The sequence below is a fragment of the Winogradskyella rapida genome (assembly GCF_042675845.1).
In the GTDB taxonomy this organism is placed as follows: Bacteria; Bacteroidota; Bacteroidia; order Flavobacteriales; family Flavobacteriaceae; genus Winogradskyella; species Winogradskyella rapida.
In genome coordinates this window covers 119,727-141,980 of record NZ_JBHTKM010000010.1, presented here as the reverse complement: position 1 = coordinate 141,980, position 22,254 = coordinate 119,727, and the positions used below count along the sequence as shown (strand labels likewise).

General features: G+C 35.5%; 15 protein-coding genes and 1 pseudogene. 8 read left to right on the top strand and 8 right to left on the bottom strand.

What is annotated here, in order from left to right:
* Positions 1 to 130: 130 nt before the first annotated feature.
* Entirely contained in the window at positions 131 to 2,644 is a 2,514-nt protein-coding gene (locus ACFQ13_RS02475; RefSeq protein ID WP_386113642.1) for a T9SS type A sorting domain-containing protein, read from the bottom strand.
* Between the two features lie 236 nt (positions 2,645 to 2,880).
* Positions 2,881 to 3,019 (bottom strand): annotated as a pseudogene (locus ACFQ13_RS02470) (IS3-like element ISPto4 family transposase); the annotation flags it as partial.
* A 449-nt stretch (positions 3,020 to 3,468) separates the two neighbouring features.
* Here ACFQ13_RS02470 and ACFQ13_RS02465 point away from each other — a divergent pair.
* Positions 3,469 to 3,882 carry a hypothetical protein gene (locus ACFQ13_RS02465; protein ID WP_386113639.1) on the top strand — a complete coding sequence of 138 codons (414 nt, stop codon included), beginning with the start codon at positions 3,469 to 3,471 and terminating at the stop codon, positions 3,880 to 3,882.
* A gap of 113 nt (positions 3,883 to 3,995) precedes the next feature.
* Here the strand turns inward: ACFQ13_RS02465 and ACFQ13_RS02460 are convergent, their stop codons facing one another.
* Positions 3,996 to 4,592: a DUF6642 family protein gene (locus tag ACFQ13_RS02460; protein ID WP_386113638.1), complete on the bottom strand. Its 597-nt coding sequence runs from the start codon at positions 4,590 to 4,592 to the stop codon at positions 3,996 to 3,998.
* Between the two features lie 279 nt (positions 4,593 to 4,871).
* On the opposite strand from ACFQ13_RS02460, the gene ACFQ13_RS02455 reads away from it, so the two are divergent.
* The 6 genes from ACFQ13_RS02455 to ACFQ13_RS02430 all read left to right on the top strand — a co-directional run bounded on the left by ACFQ13_RS02455 (position 4,872) and on the right by ACFQ13_RS02430 (position 12,756).
* Positions 4,872 to 5,531, top strand: coding sequence for a DUF6796 family protein (locus ACFQ13_RS02455; protein WP_386113636.1), 660 nt, complete (start codon positions 4,872 to 4,874; stop codon positions 5,529 to 5,531).
* The gene (locus ACFQ13_RS02450; protein WP_386113633.1) at positions 5,518 to 7,221 is read left to right on the top strand and encodes a CRTAC1 family protein; all 1,704 of its coding nucleotides are present in this window, start codon (positions 5,518 to 5,520) and stop codon (positions 7,219 to 7,221) included. Before ACFQ13_RS02455 ends, ACFQ13_RS02450 begins: the two co-directional genes overlap by 14 nt.
* Before the next feature lie 196 nt (positions 7,222 to 7,417).
* The gene (locus ACFQ13_RS02445; protein ID WP_386113630.1) at positions 7,418 to 7,798 is read left to right on the top strand and encodes a hypothetical protein; all 381 of its coding nucleotides are present in this window, start codon (positions 7,418 to 7,420) and stop codon (positions 7,796 to 7,798) included.
* A 1-nt stretch (position 7,799) separates the two neighbouring features.
* Positions 7,800 to 11,318, top strand: coding sequence for a metallophosphatase (locus ACFQ13_RS02440; protein ID WP_386113627.1), 3,519 nt, complete (start codon positions 7,800 to 7,802; stop codon positions 11,316 to 11,318).
* Between the two features lie 23 nt (positions 11,319 to 11,341).
* A complete protein-coding gene (locus tag ACFQ13_RS02435) occupies positions 11,342 to 12,088 on the top strand; it encodes a hypothetical protein (protein WP_386113624.1) in 747 nt (248 codons plus the stop codon).
* A gap of 29 nt (positions 12,089 to 12,117) precedes the next feature.
* Entirely contained in the window at positions 12,118 to 12,756 is a 639-nt protein-coding gene (locus ACFQ13_RS02430; RefSeq protein ID WP_386113622.1) for a Pycsar system effector family protein, read from the top strand.
* A 91-nt stretch (positions 12,757 to 12,847) separates the two neighbouring features.
* Here the strand turns inward: ACFQ13_RS02430 and ACFQ13_RS02425 are convergent, their stop codons facing one another.
* The 4 genes from ACFQ13_RS02425 to ACFQ13_RS02410 all read right to left on the bottom strand — a co-directional run bounded on the left by ACFQ13_RS02425 (position 12,848) and on the right by ACFQ13_RS02410 (position 19,625).
* Positions 12,848 to 13,732 carry a carbohydrate kinase family protein gene (locus ACFQ13_RS02425; protein WP_386113619.1) on the bottom strand — a complete coding sequence of 295 codons (885 nt, stop codon included), beginning with the start codon at positions 13,730 to 13,732 and terminating at the stop codon, positions 12,848 to 12,850.
* Positions 13,733 to 15,232: a mannitol dehydrogenase family protein gene (locus tag ACFQ13_RS02420; protein ID WP_386113616.1), complete on the bottom strand. Its 1,500-nt coding sequence runs from the start codon at positions 15,230 to 15,232 to the stop codon at positions 13,733 to 13,735.
* Positions 15,233 to 15,234: 2 nt separating this feature from the next.
* Positions 15,235 to 16,953: a purine-cytosine permease family protein gene (locus ACFQ13_RS02415; RefSeq protein ID WP_386113614.1), complete on the bottom strand. Its 1,719-nt coding sequence runs from the start codon at positions 16,951 to 16,953 to the stop codon at positions 15,235 to 15,237.
* Between the two features lie 875 nt (positions 16,954 to 17,828).
* Positions 17,829 to 19,625 (bottom strand): AMP-dependent synthetase/ligase, encoded by a 1,797-nt coding sequence (locus ACFQ13_RS02410; RefSeq protein ID WP_386113612.1) that lies wholly within the window; start codon positions 19,623 to 19,625, stop codon positions 17,829 to 17,831.
* A gap of 535 nt (positions 19,626 to 20,160) precedes the next feature.
* On the opposite strand from ACFQ13_RS02410, the gene ACFQ13_RS02405 reads away from it, so the two are divergent.
* Positions 20,161 to 21,030 (top strand): outer membrane beta-barrel protein, encoded by an 870-nt coding sequence (locus tag ACFQ13_RS02405; RefSeq protein WP_386113609.1) that lies wholly within the window; start codon positions 20,161 to 20,163, stop codon positions 21,028 to 21,030.
* 75 nt (positions 21,031 to 21,105) lie between these two features.
* Here ACFQ13_RS02405 and ACFQ13_RS02400 read toward each other — a convergent pair whose 3' ends face one another.
* Positions 21,106 to 22,110 (bottom strand): LLM class flavin-dependent oxidoreductase, encoded by a 1,005-nt coding sequence (locus ACFQ13_RS02400; RefSeq protein WP_386113606.1) that lies wholly within the window; start codon positions 22,108 to 22,110, stop codon positions 21,106 to 21,108.
* Between the last annotated feature and the right edge of the window lie 144 nt (positions 22,111 to 22,254).

Sequence of the window (22,254 nt, the reverse complement as noted above, 5' to 3'; positions counted from 1 at the left end):
CACACAGATTACGCTTCCCTTCTACAAATAGGTGTTGTAATTTTTTTAGGAAATTCTTGGATAGAGTTATTAGCAAGAGTATAAAATTACGCTATGATATAATTTCTATACTCTTGCTAACATTTATGGATTACTCTACTATAAATCTCTTTACAGTTTTTGTCCCCTCCATATCCATATTTAAAATATAAACACCTGGTTTTAAATTTTCTATGTCTAATTTTAATAAATTTAATCCTTTGTGTGTTTTAAAACTATTTTCTAATACCTTAGCTCCGGATAAACTGAATACAGATAGAGCAATATCTCCTTCTGGCGTTGCTAGTTGTACATATAAAGTAGTTGAAACAGGGTTAGGATAGACTACAACAGTATCACGTTCTAATTCTGGATTGTCAACTGAAAGCACCACGTCGCTATCATCATATAAAGGCGATTCCCAAACCCCTCTACCGTAGGTTGCTACACGTATTCTACTTTCACCTGTAGCCCCATAATATAAATCTAGTTTAGTAATGTCTACATTTGGTAAGTTTTCAGAAAAAAGAGTCCATGTAGTCACCGTGTTGCTTTTGTAATATACCGCTCCATCTATGGCTACATAAATTCCTTGGTCTGATGATCGGTCTAATACAGCTGCCTGAATAGCAACATCAGGTAAACCTTCAGAAATATCTGTCCAAGTCTCTGCGCCATCTGTTGTTAACTTAACGGCACCATTAGAAGCTACTAAAACCACTCTATTTGAGTCGTAAGGATCTACCGCAATATCATTTATATATAAAGATTGTGGATAACCTGTCCATGTCGGTGTAGCTGATAAAATATTTGTACTCTTATATAATGTTTTATATGAAACGACATAAACCGTGTTTTCATCTGATGGACATAAATCAACATGCTTTAATTTATAGCTAAATGCACCAGATGAAAGGTTTACCCATCCTGTACCATTGATAGCAGAATTGTTGTGACGGTATAAATCTTTATAGCCTACATAAACTCTTTTATTATCTGTTTCATCTACAGCAATAGGTGTAACCCATTGACCTGCATTATTTTCTGGAGGCACTATTAAATTTTGAACTTTAGAAACCCCTTTAGTCGTTGTTTTTAAAAGCCCTCCATATTGCGTACAACTATAAACAGTATTTGCATCCATAGGGTCTACGGCACAAGAAACACCATCTCCACTAGACCAATGTCTCCACAAAGTTGTTTCCCCAAACTTAATAACTGGACCATTATCTTGCGCAGCACCAGCCACTACATTTTTATCGGTTAATGAGCTAGATACACTGTAAAGTTGTTGTATCCCTAACCCTACAGATAGATTTGTAAACGATGCTCCATTATCAGTACTTTTTGATAATCCTCCATCTGTCCCTACATACATATTTCCATCTACAAAAAAAGCATCTTCTTGGTCAGCATGAAGGTATGGGTAGGCTATAAATGACTTTAACCAAGATGTTTCTTGTGTAAAATTAACACCACCATCTACAGATTTATATAATGTAAACCCACCAGCATGTACCTCTTCTGCATTAGTGTCGCTTACCGCAATAACTAAATTTCTAGATGCTTGAACACCTACAATATCTCCAGAACTTGCTCTATCTGTTTGAATCGTAAAGCTATTTCCACTATCTGTTGATTTATAAAGATATCCAAATCCACTACCTTTTGCTTGTGCAATGTAAACGTAATTATTATTAGCAGGAGTGACATCTAATCTCATTCTACCAGAATATGAAATACCATTTGTAATTTGTGTAAAACTACTACCTCCATTGTCAGATTTATAAAAATCATTGCCACAAGCATAAATCGTAGTAGTAGAGCCAGGCTTGTACTTTATGTCTTCTATAGTGCCGCCAGTAATTACTTGTGTCCACGTTGTACCGCCATTTGTAGAATGAAAAAGCCCTTTATTTTTCATAGAAGCGAATATCTCATTTGAATCATTTGGGTTTATCAATATGCATAGAACAGCCCCCGTCTCATCCAAAATCTTTGTGAAGTTTGCACCACCATCTGTACTTTTAAATACTTGACCTAGTTGATCTCCATAATACACTACATCGGTATTACTAGGATCACATGTTACAGACCAGATAGACATGTTTTCAAACTGATCCCCTATTGGAGACCAAGAGCTACCACCATTTATAGATTTCCATAAGCCTCCTCCAGGCGAACCTGCATAAATAAGTTGTTGATTAACAGGTTCTATATAAATAGCTGTAAGTCTTCCATTTCCAGGGGTAGTTCCAGAATTCCCAGATGCAATTGTTAACGGACCAATCTCTGTCCAGTTGCTAGCAGAATACGTATTTGAGGATTTATTAGTTAAAGAAATTTTACTTTCTTTTATAGCTTTTGTGGTCGCCTCTCTACTTAAAATAGTACCATCTTCTTGCAGTTTTGAATAAGCATGATGTTCCCATCTTTTAAAAAGCTTATAACCAGTTCCTTTTCCTCTCCCTACAGAATCAAAATAGGTTTTGGCTTCCTGCTGTACTTCTTCTAAATTTACACCATCTTGATCCATTAAATCATAGATTCGTTGTCCATAAGTTGATGTTGTCAATAATGAAATGCAACCAAAAAGTAATGTTTTTAACATCAAATATTTTTTCATAATAATAAATTTCTATTTTAAATACTTGTTAACTGGTTATAATAAGTCATCTTCAGAATTGACTTCATTAATGATAACATTTTGCCCATAGAGAGTGTTTAAAAATAGCGATAAGCATAGTACTGATAATAGCTTCATTTTTTTCATTTTTTGTAAAAGTTAATTTTTATACTATTAGAACGTTTATCATAAAGAAATCCCTACCCGTGGTTTTGTTTTTTATTAAATATTATAATCGTAAACTTAAAACGGTATAGCCATTCGTATTTAATAGTTTTAAAAAAAGCTCTGAGATACAGCATTATACCAAAAGTTATCTTCTCTACTCATGGACTGTGTTATATGGCTAGTAAAAGAAAAAATATTGGTCATTCTGATGGGGCACAAAATGAATTCATGTCAGCATGACTACTAGTGCGGTAGAAATTGATGTTTGTATGGTGGATTCCTGCCTTTGCAAGAAAGACAACGCTTGTAGATTTGTATCGAGTAAAATCTCCGCTTTAAAACGTTCTATTGTTTTATTAAACTCAAATATGCAGTATTAATTGATGTTTCTTTTGTGGCTTACCGCCATCACAGTAATAACAAGGTTTATAGGCTTATTAAGATGTTAAATTATACACTAATGACTGCTTTACTTTAAAAAAACAATCTCTTTTTTAATTACATATAAAAGGTTTTGTAAAATTAAACGACCAAGGTTTTGTCTCAATAATTGCGTAAAGCGAAACAATGTTGAGGATGCTATTTTTCAGGTAGCTGCAGCTGCAAGAAAAAGTGTTTTATTCCTTATTAATGGATGACACTACTTTTAAATAAAAATGAATACTAAAATTTTAAAAAAAAACAAAAAAATGAATATTTTTAATAAAGTCAGTAATTTTATTGCCGCTGGGCTCATGGTATTTTTTGCAATACCAAAATTAGTAGGAATAGAAAAAAGCGTTCAAGGTTTTGAACAATTCAAATCTTTAGTACCGCTAGATCCTACTGTTTTTAGACTATTTACAGGTGTTGTAGAACTTGTAATAGGGGTTCTTCTCCTTGTATATGCTATTAAACACACTAATAGCTTAGGTAAATTAGCTTATTTTTTATTACTGTCTACGATGCTTGGTGGTTTAACAATGGAATTTTTTGCAAGACCAAAACCAGAAATGATGCTTGTGGTTATTGCTATATTACTTTCAGCCCTTTCTATATATAAACTGAAAACATTATTACAAAAGTTTTAATAGTTTCAAAATTTAAGTCAGCTGTACTTTGTATGCCAATATATAAAATAATATTAGGTATGGCTGACTTTGGTTTAAATACAGTGCTCAAAAATGCTATAAAAAAACAGCGTTTAATAATACAGTCGAAAATCTAGTCGTTTGCAGACGCTATAATGTCTTTGGTGTAACTCTTCTACGACCTCAAACATATCATCATCGTCTTTAAATAAATTAAAGAAAACCTTATCCAGGTTAGAACTCGCCATGCCGCTATACGCATTACCATAGCCCGAAACGGCTTTGGCTCCTGTGATGTCTAAAAAATACTGCGCTTCTTCTTCATCTAAATCTAGAGTTTTGGCATTAGAGAAATGTAAAATTTTTCCACTTAATCGACCTTCAAAAAGTTCTGCAATTTCCTGAAAGCTATAATAGTAGTCGTTTAAGCAAATGGTATTGGCTTCGCCCTTCATTACTAAATAGATGATTTCATAATCTTTAAAATAATGGTCATCTAACACTAATGCGTTTATGCTGTCCTCTAATCCTTCAATAGTGTCACAAGTTTTGTAAATACTTGCTATGCCATAGTTTAAGGCTAATTGCGTTAAGTTTTCTTGTGCGTCGGTAACTTGGTTGGTGTCTACATCATCAACCCCTTCTAAACAGTAAATAAAGTGGTCGGTTTCTGTAAGCTGTTCTTGGGGTAATTGTTGTTTTTCTAGCAAGCTTTTAAATTTAGGCGGCGTTTGTAAAGTGCAAAATTATAACAACGCTTTTAAAATGTTTAAGGCTTTAGTATAAAATTGTGTTTTAGCTGATACAACTCCTATTTAAAATGTAAGTAACGGTTAAAAGGCGTAACACCTTTTAAAATCTAGGTTTTATGTCATAATCACGATCATCTTCATAACTCTCAATATGACAATAAGATAGCGTTATTGATTTTTTTTGAAAGGAATATTAAAAACCTTCGACAGACTCAAAACCAACTTTTTAAAAAACAAATGAAACGCACTAAAATTTTAGGCTATCTCGGTCTTTTCGCTTCCATTCTTGTAGGATTAGGCGAATATTTTTTACACTACTCCCCTTCTATTTTAGAGCATTCTGAAGCTTATACCTTTTTTAAAGATGTTCCCTTAGATCACCTTAGTATTGGTCATTTTTTAGCGGTTATAGGTATTCCCTTTTATTTTGCGGGCTATATTCATATTTACCGCATGCTAAAACCAGGAAATAAAATCTTAGCACAACTTGTTTTAGCTATTGGTTTTGTGGCTTTTACAGTCGGCGGGGTTTGGATTGGTTCTAGAGCTTCAATTGGCAACATTGTACATCTACAAGATGCTATGAGCCCTGTGGTTTACCAAGACCTATTGGCGCATTACACCAAGCATATGGAAATACTGGTACAAGCCCTACGGGTTATTATCGCAACCCTTTCAGTGGCGTTTGCCATTGCTATTTTAAAAGGTGGCACCTTTTATAAAAAATGGATGGCCATTTTTAACCCTATTGTTATTCTTATTTTGTTAGTGGTTTTAGGGCAACTTATCCCCGCGATTGGGAAGCATATGCTCCCTATACTAATGAATGTTACTCACTTTGTATTATTTGCATTATCCCTATACCAACTAAAAAACACAACTTATGAAATTCGTTAAAAACCTTTTAAAATTCGTAGGCATTGCCCTAGTCTTGTTTGTTTTATTTATGATGAGCTTTTTCTGGCGCGATTCTGTTTCTGATAAATACGATATTAGTATTTCAGAGAAAGAGATTCCGAAATTTACCCCTATTACTTTAGATTTTGTACACCAATACCAAGGTGAAAAATCATTACCTATTGCCCCTTCGGCTTTAATAGATATTAATAATGACAACGTTGATGAAGTCTTCTTTGGAGGCGGTATGGAACAAGAGGACGCTATTTTTGCTTATCGTAATAATGCGTTTGTAGACATTTCTAAGGAAGTTAATTTACCTAAAAAAGGAACTACAACAACAACGGTTGGAGCGGTATCTGCTGATTTTGATAATAACGGTTTTACAGATCTTATACTAAGTCGTGAAGACGGACTTCATTTGTATTACAACACTAAGGGGTCTTTTACAGAAGTGCTTATAGATACGCCTGTAAATGCGAAATCTAATCCTGCTGGAATTACTGTAGCCGATATTGATAAAGATGGTGATTTGGATATCTTTTTAGCGACTTACATTAAAAAGGAATTGATGGAAGGGCAAAATATTTTTGAAGATTACGATTATGGTGCTACCAGCGAATTGTTGCTTAATAATGGCGATAATACCTTTAAGAGTATTACCAAAGCGGCTGGCTTAGATTATGTACACAATACATTTCAAGGTGTTTTTGTAGATATCGATAATGATACTTGGCAAGATTTAGTGGTGGTACACGATACGGGAGAAGTGCGTACTTATAAAAATAATGGCGACTTAACCTTTACCATGAAAGCCAACCCAATGACCAAGCGTTTTGCTTACCCAATGGGACTTGCTGTTGGAGATTATAATAATGACGGTTGGGCAGACTTTATGTTTTCTAACACCGGAAGCACATTGCCTAATAAAATTGCTCATGGCGATATAAAAGACACGTCTTTATTTACAGACAAATGGATGTTGTTTGAAAACCAAGGTGATTTTAAATTTACCGATGTGGCTGAAACAGCTAAAATAGCCGATTACGAATTTGCTTGGGGCTGTACATTTGCAGATCTCAATAATGACGGCTTACAAGATTTAATGGTGGGCGAAAATTATGTCGACTTCCCACCTAGCAAGTTGTTTAAGCTACCAAGTCGTGTATTGATCCAAAAAGAAGATGGCACTTTTGCGCCAACCGAAGCAGAAAGTGGACTTAGTAATCCTTATTATGCTATTACCTCGTTGGTGAGTGACTTTAATAACGATGGATATTTAGATATGATTTGGGTGAATATAGACAGTCCAGCTTTAGCTTACATCAATAAAGGCGGGACACACAATTACCTGCAAGTCGATTTAGGTGAGTCGGTGAATGTACAAGGTGCTAAAGTTACCGTAACCACCCCAACCCAAACTCTAACAGATTGGTTAGTGACCGGTGAAGGTTTAGCAAGTGACCAAACGGCATTGCTTCAATTTGGATTAGGAACTACTGAGCGCGTTTTAAATGTAAAAGTACAGTTAGCAAATGCGAAAGAGATTTCTATAGACCATCCTGAAATTAATAGCATTTTAGATTTAAAAGCTGAAGTTGAAAAGGCTTTAGGTACTGAAGCGGTTACAGAAGAACTTTTAGAAGATGATGTTGATATGGAGAATCAGCTTACTACTCAAGTCAATTAAATATTATTTATAGATAAAGCTTCCTACTTATTTATAAGCTATCGTTGTTTTTTTAAAACTACTGATAATGAGATCACAAATAACAATGTAATATGTGATGGAGGTATCATTTGGCCTAAACTGTAAAGGAAGGTTAGGTCTATATATGCTGTAAGAAGAACAGAATGTTCCACCTATATCAACAGAATTAAAACTAATGTTTAAAAAAATCCCCTATAACAGTATCCTTATCCTCCTTATTATAGGTGTATATGGCGCTGGAACACTAGTTGTTGAGGAATTTAAAACGGGTGAAGGTTGCCCCAAACTACTTCATATCCCTATATGTATAGTCGTTCTAATCTGTTTTATTGTTCCGCTTACAGCACATTTATTAAAAAAAGGAAACGTCCTCTATTTTCTGTTCACAGGTTTAGCAGGAAGTATAGCTCTTGTAGCTTCCGTTATGCAATTTATAGGACATGCAGAATGTCCCAAAACAGTGTCTGGCACACCTATGTGCTATTATTCTTTATTGCTTTTTAGCAGTTTAATGGCATTAAAATATTACCATTTAAAATACCATCAATATCACTAATATGAAAACAAATTTATCCATCAAAATTAGCATAGTTTTAATGCTGTTGTTTGTCAGTTATTTTTCTATAGCACAAGAATTAGAAACCTCTGTTTTTGTGACAGGAAATACAGGGGCTACCACCGATACTTCGGTGCTAAAACAAATCACTGAAGAAGCCAAAAGCTTAGACGATTCAAAATTACTGATCTTAGGTAATGTGGTGCCTAAAACAGGTTACAACAAAGCTTCTAAAGCGTCTATTACTACTCCATTAAAGGTTTTAGAAGCTTTTGAAGGAAAAGTAATTTTTACACCAGGACATCACGAATGGGCCAACAAAGGCCATAAAGATGTGAAGGCTATTGAAGATTTTATTCAAAAAAATAGTGAGGCAAAATTCTATCCCGATGAAGGTTGTCCTATTAAAAAAACAGAATTGACGGATGATGTGGTTTTAATCACTATGGATTCACAATGGTATTTGGAAGATTGGAATGCGCACACGTACTTAAACCAAGATTGTGATATTAAAAACAGAACCCAGTTTTTCTTAGAGTTTGAGAGTATGTTAAAAAAATCGCAAGGCAAAACGATACTAGTAGCTATGCATCACGCGCTTTTTTCCAATACTAAAGAAGGGCTATTGGCAAGAACCGGTGGTACAGCTTTGCATGATTTTCAGAATAAGCAAAACACAAAATTCAGAAACCGATTGATCACATTGGCTAGGCAAACAGAAAACATTGTCTTTGTTTCGGGTCATGATAAAAATCTACAATACATTAATACTTATGGCGTACCGCAAATTATTAGTGGTGCCGCAGGAACAATAGAAAAAGCCAATCCAAGAGATGAAAACGATTTTAGTGCTAACGAAAATGGCTATGCTCGTATTGATCTTTTTAAGGGAGGTACTGTTAGTGTGACGTTTCAAGGCGAAAGCACAGTGTTTACAACAACCGTTATTGCGCCTTTAGAACCTGAAGTTAATTATGTTTTTAAAGCTAGAGATAGTTTTAATAGCACATATAGTGCCTCAGTATATACACCAGAAGAGACCGAAAAAAGCAAGACTTACAAAGGGCTTTGGGGAAAACATTATAGAGAATTTTACAGTAAAGCTGTAAATGCACCAGTGGCTTTTATAGACACTTTAAAAGGCGGCTTAACGCCTATGAGGCGTGGTGGTGGGCATCAATCTAAATCCCTACGCTTAGAAGATAAAGATGGGAAACAGTACGTTATGCGTGCTTTACGTAAAAGTGCTATTAAGTTTTTACAATCTACCGCCTTTCAAGATAAATATGTAGAGGAAGACTTAGAAGATAGTTTTGCTGATCGTTTTCTGCTAGATTTTTATACCACAGCACATCCTTACACCCCTACAACTATAGGAACCCTAGCCGATGCGGTGTCTATTTTCCATACCAACCCTGAGTTGTACTATATTCCTAAGCAAGCCACTTTAGGGGCTTATAATGATGAGTATGGTGATGAACTTTATATTATTGAAGAACGTGTAGAGTCTGGACATCGGGATTTAGAGAGTTTTGGAACACCTAAAGCCATATTAAGTACTAATGATGTGCTGCAAGAAATTAATAAATCGGGAAAATCTATTGTAGATGAATCCTCATACATTAGAGCCCGTCTTTTTGATATGCTTATCGGAGATTGGGACCGCCATGAAGACCAATGGCGTTGGGCACTTTTTGAAAAAGAAGACGGTACGGAGATCTGTAAACCCATTCCTAGAGATCGTGACCAGGCCTTTTCTGTTTTTGATGGAAGTCTATTAAGTTTTCTACGTTGTGCAGTACCAAGCATCCGTATGATGCAATCGTTTGATGCGGAATTGCCAAGTCCTAAATGGTTTAGTTTTGAGCCTTATCCTTTAGATATGACCTTTATTAATCAGTCTAATTGGGCCGATTGGGAAGCCGAAGCTAAAACCCTACAAACGGGGATTACAGACCAAGTAATCGAAGACGCTTTTAAAAATTTGCCCGAAGAAGTAAAGGGCGCTACCATAGAAGAGATCAAACAAAAGTTAAAAGGCCGACGTGGTAACATTGTTAGCATAGCTCGCACCTATTATGATTACGTTAATAAACATCAGGTTGTTACCGGAACTCAGAAAGCCGATCGGTTTGAAATTACCAGACACCCTGATGGAAAAACCACTATAGAAGTACACCGAAAAGATCTTGGTATCTTTAAAAGAACATTTACTAAAGCCGAAACCAAAACCATATGGATTTATGGATTGGATGGAAAAGATACTTTTAATGTCACCGGTGAAGGTGATGATTTTATAACACTTAAAATTATTGGAGGGAAGAAAAATGATACCTATAATTTTGAAAATAATAAAAACGTAAAGCTTTATGATTATAAAGACAAGAACAATACAATAGTGAATAAACACTCTAAGAAATGGCTGGTAAATGATTATGGTATAAATAATTACGATTACAAAAAACGTAAATATAGCATGAATCAGTTTTTACCAATCTTAGGGGCTAATCCAGATGATGGGTTCCGTATTGGGTTTGTAGATAATTTTACAACTTACGGTTTACAACGCAATCCGTTTACCACAAAACACAGTTTAAGCGCGTCGTATTACACGGGGAATTCGGGTTATGATGTATCGTATAGAGGTGAGTTTTCTAATATTTTTCACCACTGGAATTTTGCGGTAGAAGCCAAACATACCAGTCCTAATTTTGCACAAAACTTTTTTGGCTTCGGAAATGAAACCACTTACGATAAAGATGAAGTTGATATTGACTTTAACCGTGTAAGCATTAAAGAATGGCGTGCTGCGTTTGCATTAATATGGCGTGGTAGAGATGGTGGTTCTTTTTACTTTAAACCCTTAATTGAATCTTTTGAAGTTAAAAATGTAGCCGATAGGTTTATTAATAGTTTGCCTTCAAGTGCGGCGCTTTTTGATCGCCAAACTTATGCAGGTGCTGAGGTTAATTATGGTTTTAAAAACAGAGATGATGCGTCGTTTCCTACTATGGGATTAGATGTGGGACTTACCGCAGGGTATAAAGCCAATGTAGATGGTGGTGCAACAGAAAATAAATTTGGTTATCTTAAACCACATTTAGCGATTAACCACCGCTTAAATAAAAGTGCCAGCTTAGTTTTAGCTACAAAATTAGGTGGTGAAGCTATTTTTGGTGATGATTTTGAATTGTACCACGCCGCACAATTAGGTGGTGGTGATAATTTACGTGGTTTTAGAAAAGAACGTTTTTCAGGGCAATATAGCGCGTATCATACCACCGATTTAAGATTGCTATTAGGAAAGGTAAAAACCAGTTTTATTCCATTAAAATACGGTATTACAGGAGGCTTTGATTATGGGCGTGTTTGGATAAAAGATGATGCTTCAGATAAGTGGCATAACAGTGTTGGAGGTTCTTTTTGGGTCAGTGGCTTAGAATCCTTTACCGCTAACGTAGGCTATTATGGCAGCAGTGATGGCGGTAGAATTGCTTTTGTGTTAGGTTTTGCCTTTTAAATAAAAATGAATACGATAAACTTATGATAAAACAAATGCATTTAGCAGCTCAGTATTTAGCTGCAGCGGGAATTAGTTTTTTAGATAAAAAAGCAGACGATAGTCATACCAATTTAGGCTTCGATATTAAAAACGGCTGTCTGAGTACTCATGTACTTTCAGACCAAGGCGATCAATTGTGTTTAAGTTACGAACGGTTTGCTTTAGAATGGAAATCAAACGACAACGACACTGTTGTTTTTGAATTGGATGGGGCTATGCACACCGAAGTCTTAAGTTGGTTGAGTCATACGGCTACAATCCGTTTAAATAAAACCTACAACTATAAGTTTCACTTTGAGTTACCTTATGCTATAGATGCTACTTTTACGTTTCAACTTTTAGATTTCGACCAATTAATGGCGTTAAAAGCCCTACGCGTTATGGCGCAATTGGTGCTTCAAAACATAGACGAACACTATAACCTTAAAGCGTCGATTAGAGTTTGGCCACATCACTTTGATTCTGGGATTTATAGTGCCCTACCCGATTCTGATATAACGCTTGGCTTCGGTTTAGCCATTCCAGATGCGATATGTAACACTCATTATTTATACATTTCAGGCTACAAAAACGGACAAAAAATAGCGACCTCTACGTTGCCTGCATTATCATCAGGGATGTGGAAATCGGGGGATTTTGTAGGTGCTGTGTTGAAAGCGGACACTATAACAGCATTAGAAGGCATAGCCTTTTTTGAAGACGCTATTAGTCATTTTAAAAATAGCTAAAGAATAATCTAAATTTAACCTTGTAAAGGATGGCAGATAAATCAAAAGACAAATTAAAAGAAAAAGCAGAAGATAAGTATTTAATGGCAGAGTTAAATATTGATAAAGAGGCCTTAAAGCAACTAAAAAAGAAATTGGCTAAAGTAGCACCAAGGTCTGAACGCGGTGTGGAAACCTTATTTAAACTGCTGTCTAAAAATCAGTACACCTTAAATACTATGATAGATACAAAATCTAATATTTTGATATCTATAAATGCTCTAATATTATCGTTGATATTAGGAACCGTTATGGGGCAGTTGCATAATGACCCGCATCTTATTTATCCGATAATCATGATTTTAGTGACCAATTTAGCTTCGATTACTTTTGCTGTTTTTGCTACACGTCCAGAACTTGTACACGGCAAAAGTGATGCTAAAAACTTAATGTTTTACGGTAATTTTCAAGACATGGAAGAAGACGCCTATGTAGACAGTATTACCAACTTAATGAATGAAGGGGACGAACTTTATAGAACCATAGCAAAAGACACCTATCATTTAGGGAAAACGATAGATCGCAAATTTAAGTTGCTACGCAAATCGTTTCATATCTTTCTGATTGGTATTATTTTATCCGTTGTCGCCTTTGTGGGGTGTCATGTTTTTTTTGGAGGACTAATGTAAATAGCTTACTAACGCATCCTGTGTTTTGTTAGTAAGCTATCTGTACATTATAGTGTGATGATAAAAAGACATCACTAAGTTGACTTATCGTCTAGCTTTGCTTCATAAATTGATGTACCGTTTCGGTTTCAATTTTAGGGTTCGCCCCTTCACTACTCGCTACTAAAGCACCCATAGCACAAGCAAAATCTAAGGCCTCTTGTGGACTATTTTTTTTGAGTAATTTATTGGTTATCGCTGCTAAAAAAGAATCCCCGGCGCCTACAGTATCTGCGACTTTAACGTGGTACCCTTTATTGTGATAAAACGTTTCATTATAATATAAAATAGCACCATGACTACCTTTGGTAACGCATATGTTTGCCGTGCCCGTTTGTTTAGCGATAAAACGTATGGTCTCTTCTAGGTCTTCTGATTTGAAATGCATTAATTCGGCAATTTCAAAAATCTCATCGTCATTAAATTTTATAAAATCGGCCACAGCCATCAATTCTTTTAAGACAGCATTGGTATAATGTGGCGCTCTTAAATTAATATCTAAGATTTTATAATTTGCGACTTCTAATAATTTAAATAAGGTGGTGCGCGACGTAAGATCTCTAGCGACTAAACTCCCAAATATAAAAGCATCGGCTTGTTTAGTGGCTTGTAAAGCGGTGTCTGTGACTTGCAGATTATCCCAAGCACGGTTGTGGTTAATCGTATACGTTGCAGATCCTGTTTGGTCTAAAATGACATCAACCGCTCCTGTTTCTAAAGTATCATCAATTTGAATGTTTTCAGTATTCACACCGTTATCCTTAATGAAATTAGCAATTTCAGTACCTTTAGTGTCCGCTCCTATTCTGGTAATGATAGATACGTTGTTGTTTAAAGATTGCAAGCGTAACGCCACATTTAAAGGCGCTCCTCCTATCTTTTTATGTGTAGGGAAAACATCCCATAACACTTCGCCAAAGCAAACTATATTTTTCATTTAGATGTCGTTTAAAACGTTACTATTAATGTCCTTAACGGATTTCTCAATACCATTTTGAACAATATTTAGATAAGCTTCATTGTATGCTTTTACAAAGGTCTCATCGTTTTTAAGGGTTCCGAAAATGCTTTCTAATTCTAAAAATGCGGTTGGGTTATTTTGAGAAGCAATAGCTTTTTCGTTTAGCTCGGCTTCCATAGCATCTTTAATAATGAGTTGTGTACCAAATTCGTTTTGTCCTAAGCTATAAATCGCAAACGCAGCAATGATAAAAGCCGCATGATTGATGCTTCCTTTTTGCTCTAATTGTTTATACACCGTTGGTAAAATAAAGATCGGTATTTTAGCTGAACTCTGAGAGCAGATTCTTTCAATTTGATCTTTAATATAAGTATTTCCGAAACGTTGTATAAGAGAAAATTTATAATTTTTCAAATTCACTCCTTCTAGGTCTCCTAAAGTTGGGGTCACTTCATTCCCCATATAAATTCGTAAAAACGAACTGATATCGGCATTACTAGCAGCTTCATCTATAGTAGAATAACCGTATAAAGCACCGAGAATACCTAATACAGAGTGTCCTGCGTTAAGTAAGCTTAATTTCATTTTTTCGTAAGGCACTACATCTTTTACAAACTGTGCACCCACGGTTTCCCAAGCAGGTCTTCCGGCGATAAAATCATCTTCAATAACCCATTGCTTAAACGGTTCGCAAACCACAGGCCAAGCATCATCAATACCCGAAGTTTGTTTTAGTGTTTCAATATCTAAAGCTGATGTTGCAGGCGTAATACGGTCTACCATAGCATTTGGGAATGACACGTTAGTCTCAATCCAATCTGTTAATTCAGGTTCTGCAGTTTGTACATAGCTCATTAACATTCTCTTGGCCATGTGTCCGTTACCTTGGATATTATCACAAGATTGAATAGTGCAACCTTTTAAGCCACGCTCTTTTCTTAGTTTTAAAGCTTGTGTTAAGTACCCAAAAATAGTTTTAGGCGCTTGAGGGTTTTTTAAGTCGTGTTGAATTAAAGGATTACTAAAATCGAATTCTTGAGTCGCTTCATTATAATTATAGCCGCCTTCTGTGATGGTTAATGATATGATTTTAACATCAGGACTTGCCATTTTCTCTATAACCTTTCCTGGGTTTTCAGGAGCAAATAAATAGTCTGTAATCGCTCCAATAACACGTTTAGTATGCGTACCATCGAGTTCTTTAATGATTAAAGTATATAAACCATCTTGTTCCTTTAAGGTGTTGTAGATTTTGGTGTCGAAATCTAATAAAGCGACCCCGCAAATCCCCCAATCCGTAATGGATTCATCTTGTAATAATTGATCGGTATAAAATGCTTCATGAGCTCTATGAAAACCTCCAATACCAACATGAACAATACCTGTTTTTAATTGACTTCTATTGTAAGTTGGAGTGGGAATCTCTTTAGAAATTTCAGCTAAATTCTTTTGATTAAGTTTTATTATATTTTTCATGATTATGAGATGTTTTTCGATTTTCCGCGTTTAAGCGCCCAATACGCAGTTATAAAATAAGTCATTGTACAAATGAAGGCGTAGGTATAGAATTGTTCTCTATTTTGGATGTAGATCTCTTCGTTTGCACTTCCAAATAAGACTCTGCTCCCTAAAACAACAGTAATAATTAAAGCTAATAAAGAAACGATGCGTAATACTTTAGTAAATATTGAATGATCTATTACAGGAACTGTTTCTTGTTCTGCTTTTTGCTCTTGAAACTTAGCGATGTTTATGTTACGTAATCTTTCTTTTTCTTCAGCATCAGGATATTTGTCTTTAGCCCCATATTTTCCAGCTAAAATGGTATAAATAATGATGGTGAATACCCAAGTTGGTAAAAACAGATAAAAGAACGACATCACATTTAAAGCGTTGAGTCCAAAACCAAATACCAATCCTAATCCCCAAGAGGCAACCGCAGGCGTGCTAAAAGTTAATTGGCGGTAATGTGACCAGTATCTCGTGTAGCCAATGCGTGGGAATATTTGATGCTCTGCAAATACAATAGCCCCTACTGGCACTACTAATAGTCCAGCGTAAGTAAGCAACGGTAAGATTTGAGAAAACACAAAAGGGAAACAAGCCACCGCCATAGTAACTAAGCCAACAACAATGGTTGTTTTTTTACGAGAATGGTTTTTAAATATGGCCTGTGCCGCTAAACCAGCACGATAAAGGTTAGCCACTGCTGTGGTCCATCCTGCTACAATAACAATCACAAAACCAGACCATCCTAAAGCGTAATAGGCAACATCACCTGGATCGAGTTCTACGATAGATTTTCCAATGATTACAGCGGCTCCAGCACCCATGATTCCGGCAGAAATCCAAGCCACGTAGTGTCCAAACATCATCCCTGTACTCGTTGCTAATCCGTAAGATTTCTTTTTAGAAAAACGAAATAGCGCCATGTCTATAAGTCCAAAGTGTGTAATGGTGTTCGCTGCCCAAGCAAATCCGATAACTTCTGTTAAACCGATTCCTGCTTCTCCTTCACTATTAATACCGGTCCATATCGATTGGTTCCCTAAGGCAATAAAATCGCTCCATCCGCTAGGAATGGTTTTGTCTAAAACTTCTAAAGACAAGGCAGGTAAAAGCACGAAGGCGCCACAAGTAAACATAACAAATAACCAAGGGGCACAAATACCAGCAAACTCGGATACCGCTTTAAAGCCGTAAATTGCAATAGAAACCACAACAGAGCCAACAATTAATACAATAAGTACAAACCAAGGATTGGTTGGGTACCAATTTAATTGTGGTGGAATATTAAAGGCAAACCGAACCGCTGTTGCAGATACGGTAATCATTGCTGCGGAAATCACGGTAAAAATGATCACATTAGCCCAATTATAAAGTTTGGTCATAGAATCGCCCGCTATTTTATTGAGATAGGTATAGAGGCTTAATCGTGTGTCTACTGCAATTGGAGATGTAATAAAGGTCCAACTTAAAACCGCTAATATATTACCAATTAGTAAGCCTAATAAGATATCTTTTGTTGAAGCGCCTAAGGCTACAAAGGTAGCGCCAATGACAAATTCTGTTGCGGCGACATGTTCTGCTGCATAGATACCTGCAAAATGTGTCCAATTGTGCAATCTGTTTTTTGCAATTGGTAATTGTTCTTCTTTTAAGTTTTTGAACTGCTGAAAGTCATTGGTTCCATTCATAATATCGCTTTTTATGATCTTAAGGTATTGTAATTCACATTTTCAACAGTTTAAGCGTTATAACTAACCCTTAAAATTTACATAAATGGAATTTGTTATCTTATGAAAATTACAATTCGGTCGACGCTTATATTATAAACGTCATAATTACGTTTGTTTTTTCAAATGTATTGCAAAAAAATAAGAAATTGTCGTTTTTGAGGAGAAAATGTATGTTAAATTACTTATTAACTATACTATATTGATAAATACATATTTTTAAGGAAGCTAAAGTGTTAATGATTATTAATGTAAATATGACGTTTAATGATATTTATCATAGTTTGGATGCGTTCAAGAATAAGGTTTTATTGTTGTAATTGAAAGGTGTTGTGGAAATAGAGAAATAGATCAAATTTATCAGTAGATTGTGTAGTGTTTGGGTATGACACTAGTTCGAAATCTTGAAATGATTTGTTGATACCGCGTTATTTAAATCCTAAAGACAGCAAGGAAGTTGTTGCTAATGGTGATGTGCTTACAGGGGATTACGTTCGTAAGTTAGAAACTTGAGATAAGTTTACGATGAACGAGGTGCAAGACTTGTACTAGTTGATATGAATAGATTTTGATAATCGAAATTTTAGACGAATGCTAATTCATAAAAAAAAAACACATTATTCCTCTAGATGAAAAGCCAATTGGGGGTTCTGAAAAAAAATAGCGGAACTCTATAGGTTTGTTAGAGCCGTCTATAACAAAGTGATTTAAAAAACGATTTAATTAGTCGCTACGTGTTAGTGGAAAACAATGATGGTCCCTCGCTCCTATTTATGGAATCATGGTGAAAATAATGACACTTAAATTTGAATCTTTAAGTGGGGTTGGAATTACATTTATTCAGAATACATCTTATCAATAAGTTCTTGATATTTATGCTGAATCACCTTTCGTTTTAATTTTAAGGTAGCGGTAATTTCTCCCGTTTCAATAGTAAACTCTTTTGGTAATAAGGTGAACTTTTTAATCTTTTCAAACTTAGAAAATTCCTTCTGAAGGTCTTCAAAACGTTTTTCAAAAAGCGTTATAATTTGGTTGTGACTGATTAAGTCCTCAACATCTTGAAAACTTATTTTATGCTCTAAGGCATATTTTTTTAAGTTTTCAAAGCTAGGCACTGCTAAGGCGGTAACATATTTCTGTTGATCGCCAATAACTGCAATTTGCTCAATAAAAGAATCGGTGATTAAGGCATTTTCAAGCTTTTGAGGGGCGATGTACTTCCCTCCTGACGTTTTCATGAGATCCTTAATACGGTCCGTAATAATAAGGTTGCCTTTGTGGTCTAGTTTTCCGGCATCACCAGTTTTAAACCAACCGTCTTCAAATACTTTAGTGGTTTCTAAGGGTTTTTTGTAATACCCTTTCATAACTCCAGGACCTTTCACTAAGACCTCGTTATTAGCACCAATTTTAATTTGAGTGCCTTTAAGAGGTTGGCCTGCGGAATTGAATTCAAAATGCGTATCTCCAAAAAGTGTTGCTGTTGCTGTGGTTTCAGTTAAGCCATAACCACATTTTATATTAAGTCCGAAGGAATGGAAAAACGAGACCAAATCGGCCACTAAAGGCGCACCTCCACATGGCATAAATTTAATGTTACCACCAAAGACCTCGCGTAATTTACTTAAGACCAGTTTGTCGGCAATTTTAAATTTTAATTGTAAGCCTAACGGAATAGATTTTCCTAAGCGTTTGTGTTTATTGTAATAGTTGTTTCCTACACCTAAAGCCCAGCTGGCTAATTTCATTTTTGTAGGAGAAGCTTCTTTTCTTTTGTCTTGTATAGCGGCAAATATTTTTTCAAATATTCTAGGCACTGTACACATTACTGTAGGTTTCACTTCTTTTATGACATCTACAATTTTTTTAGGATCTTGGTTAAAGTACACCTCAATACCTTTCTTTAAACAAAAGAAAGCCCAACTACGTTCGTAGATATGACTTAAAGGTAAAAAACTAAGCGACGTATCTTTTTCGGTAAGGTCTAACTCGTAATCATGTGCGGCTAAGGCACCTCCAAAATTATGATAATCTAACATCACTCCTTTTGGCTCTCCAGTTGTTCCGGAGGTATATATAATACTGGCTAAATCTTCAAAATCACGTTCGTAATAACGTTTTTGAAGTTCTATATCTACCTGTTCTGTGGGGGTAATGGCCATAAACTCTTCTAAATGCATAACAGTGCTAGAAGGTTTTAGTTGAATGGATTTCGTTAAGGCTACAATACCCTTTAAATGCTCAGAGGTTTGTAAAAGGTCAAAGGCTTTATCAAATTCATTTTGGTTTCCAACAAAAAGAAGCGATACTTCAGCATCATTAATAACATATTCAACCTCCTTTTTCGAATTTGTGGCGTAAATAGGAATACTCACAGCTCTAACGCGCATAATCGCGGCATCTGCAATAATCCAGTTCGGCATATTTTCAGAAAAAATAGCCACATTCTGTTGCACGTTAATACCGTAATGAATTAAGGCTTTAGAAAGACGCTCAACTTGGGTTTCAAAATTTAACCAAGACATACCTTCCCAGGTGTTGTTCTGATCGTTTTTAGCGTAAACCGCGTTTTTATTTTGAAAACGTTGACTGTTCTCCTTGAGTTCTTCAACTAAATGCTTGTAATTCATTCTCTTAATATTACTGAGTTTCATTGAGGAATTTCGCCTCAATTAAAGGCTGCTAAGATACGATTATTTGTACGGTATTGCTCATAAATACTAAGGCTGTTTTAGTATTTAATATGTGGAATTGGGGAACTTTTAGGTCTAATCCTTAATCTACACCTTAAAACAAGGTTGAATTTTTTTAGACCTCAATTTTTTTGGTATAACAGGCTTGTGTTCACCATATTTTGGTGTGTTAATGAACTTCTGATGCATTTTTCTTAAAACAAATAGACTCGTAAGGAGTTGAAAATGTAGTATTTATCGTATGTTTTTTTTGTATTTAAGTTGATTTAGTGTTGTGTATTTGCCTTTTTTTATTAGTGGTTCATGGCATTTAGAATTCATAAGAATGTTTATTTTTTGGCTTAAAAATTCGATTATCGTTAATATTAATGTGAGATTTTAACAATTCAACATTATTAAACAATTATATTTGCCATCGATTTAAAACTAGGACGGTTTTAAAATCGAAATAACTTATAAAAAAACAACATCAATGAAACAAACAATTACAGTATTAGCTGCACTTTTAATAGGCAGCGTGTCTTATGCTCAATTTCAAATTTCTGCTAGTGGCGGGTATGCTATTGGAAGTGCAGGGATGAAAATTGGAGAAAAAGTATCTGTATCTCAAACCGAAAATACTTACGGAAGTTACGGTGAGGGTTTTAATGGACAAATTAGAGGAACCTATTTTTTTAATGACCATATTGGTGCTGACCTAAGTGTGGGATATTTACACGGTTCTGATCAAACTGTTTCTGAAGTAAATGTACCAGGTTTAGAAGTTGATGCCGTGGCTAGAGCACGTGCTTTTGGAGCTGCTTTATCTGTTGTATATAAATTTAATGATAATGTGTACGCACGTTTAGGAGCTTTAGTAAAGTTAGGAGGAAAAACAGAAGCTGTAGCGTATCAAAAACAAACCTTATCTGAAGATGAGGCTAATGCTTTTGGAGTACCTCAAGGTTCTTACACGGAAACAAATTTTGTTGAAGATTATCATGGACAATTTCCTTTAGGTTTTGTAGCAGCAATTGGTTATGAATATCCTTTAAATGATAATTTTAGTGTTTTTGCTGAAGCGGAATATTATGGGATCAGTTTAAAACGTAAAGATTCTGAAATTACAGAATGGAACACGAATTTAGTTTTACCTGATGGTACCGTTGCGGCTCAAGGGGTTTATACACTTGATAATTTACCAGCAGGAACAAACAGAACTACCACTTATGTTGATGAATTGTCTAATACAAATACAGATGATTCAAAAGAATTAGCGGTAAAAGTACCTTACTCTTCTTTCGGAATTAACTTTGGGATTACCTATAAGTTTAAGCGTGCTGCGTCAAACAAGACGATGTAATTTAGAAAAGCATTTTACAATAGCTTATAAAAAAACTCCTATGTTTATTCATAGGAGTTTTTTTAGGCTTTATTTTTACTGTAATTCATTCATAATTTCTGCGAATAACTCTGCCGATCGTATGCGGCTGTCAATATCGTAAATATGTGTAACGGCAATAAGTTCGTCCGCTTTGGTTTGGTCTAAAAATTCTTTAACCTGCGCTTTTACCGTGGCTTTACTTCCTATAAAAGAATATTTCAGCATTTGGTGTACCTGCGGATTACGCATAATATCTTTAAGGTCTTCGGTCATTTCCGTTGGCGGTTGCACTTTGGCACGTCGGCCGGTAAAAATACCAACAATCATACGGATTAATGAGGTGGCTAAACGTTGGGCGTCTTCATCAGTTTCAGCAATAATAATATTAACACCTGCGATAACGTATGGTGTTTCTAACGCTTGTGAAGGTTGAAACTCTTTACGGTAGGTTTCAATGGCTTCAAATAAATGTGTCGTTGCAAAATGACTAGCAAAAGCATAAGGAAGTCCTTTTTGGGCGGCCAAATGCGCACTATCTGTACTAGAGCCTAAAATATACAAAGGCACCTCTACCCCTTCAGCAATGGTGGCTCTTACTTTAGCATCTTCGTTTTGCGTTGAAAAATAGGTTTGTATTTTGCTGACTTCATTTGGGAATGAATGTGCGGCTTTCATAAAATCAGACCGTATGGCTTCAGCAGTTTCGCGGTCCGTCCCTGGTGCTCTTCCTAAGCCTAAATCTATACGTTGTGGATAAAGACTTCCTAAGGTACCAAATTGTTCGGCTATAATTAAAGGCGAATGATTAGGAAGCATAATTCCACCAGAACCCACACGAATACTTTGTGTGCCTTGCGCAATATAACCGATTAAAATTGAGGTGGCATTACTCGCAATGTTCTCCGCATTATGATGCTCTGCTAACCAATATCTGGTGTAGCCATAAGTTTCAGCATATTGCGCTAATTTTAAAGCATTACTAAAGGTTTGTTTTAGGGAATGACCTTCAGAAACTAATGCCAGATCTAAGATAGAATAAGCTATGGGTTGGGTATTCATTAACGGGGGTATATAAATTTTTCTGATAATAATTGTGATTGCTGAAGGCCTTTTTTAAGGCTGAATCCTAATGTAAAGTGGCCTTTCAAAATGTAAATTTACAAAGCCAAAAATCAACATATAGCTTTATTAAGTTAAACTTTT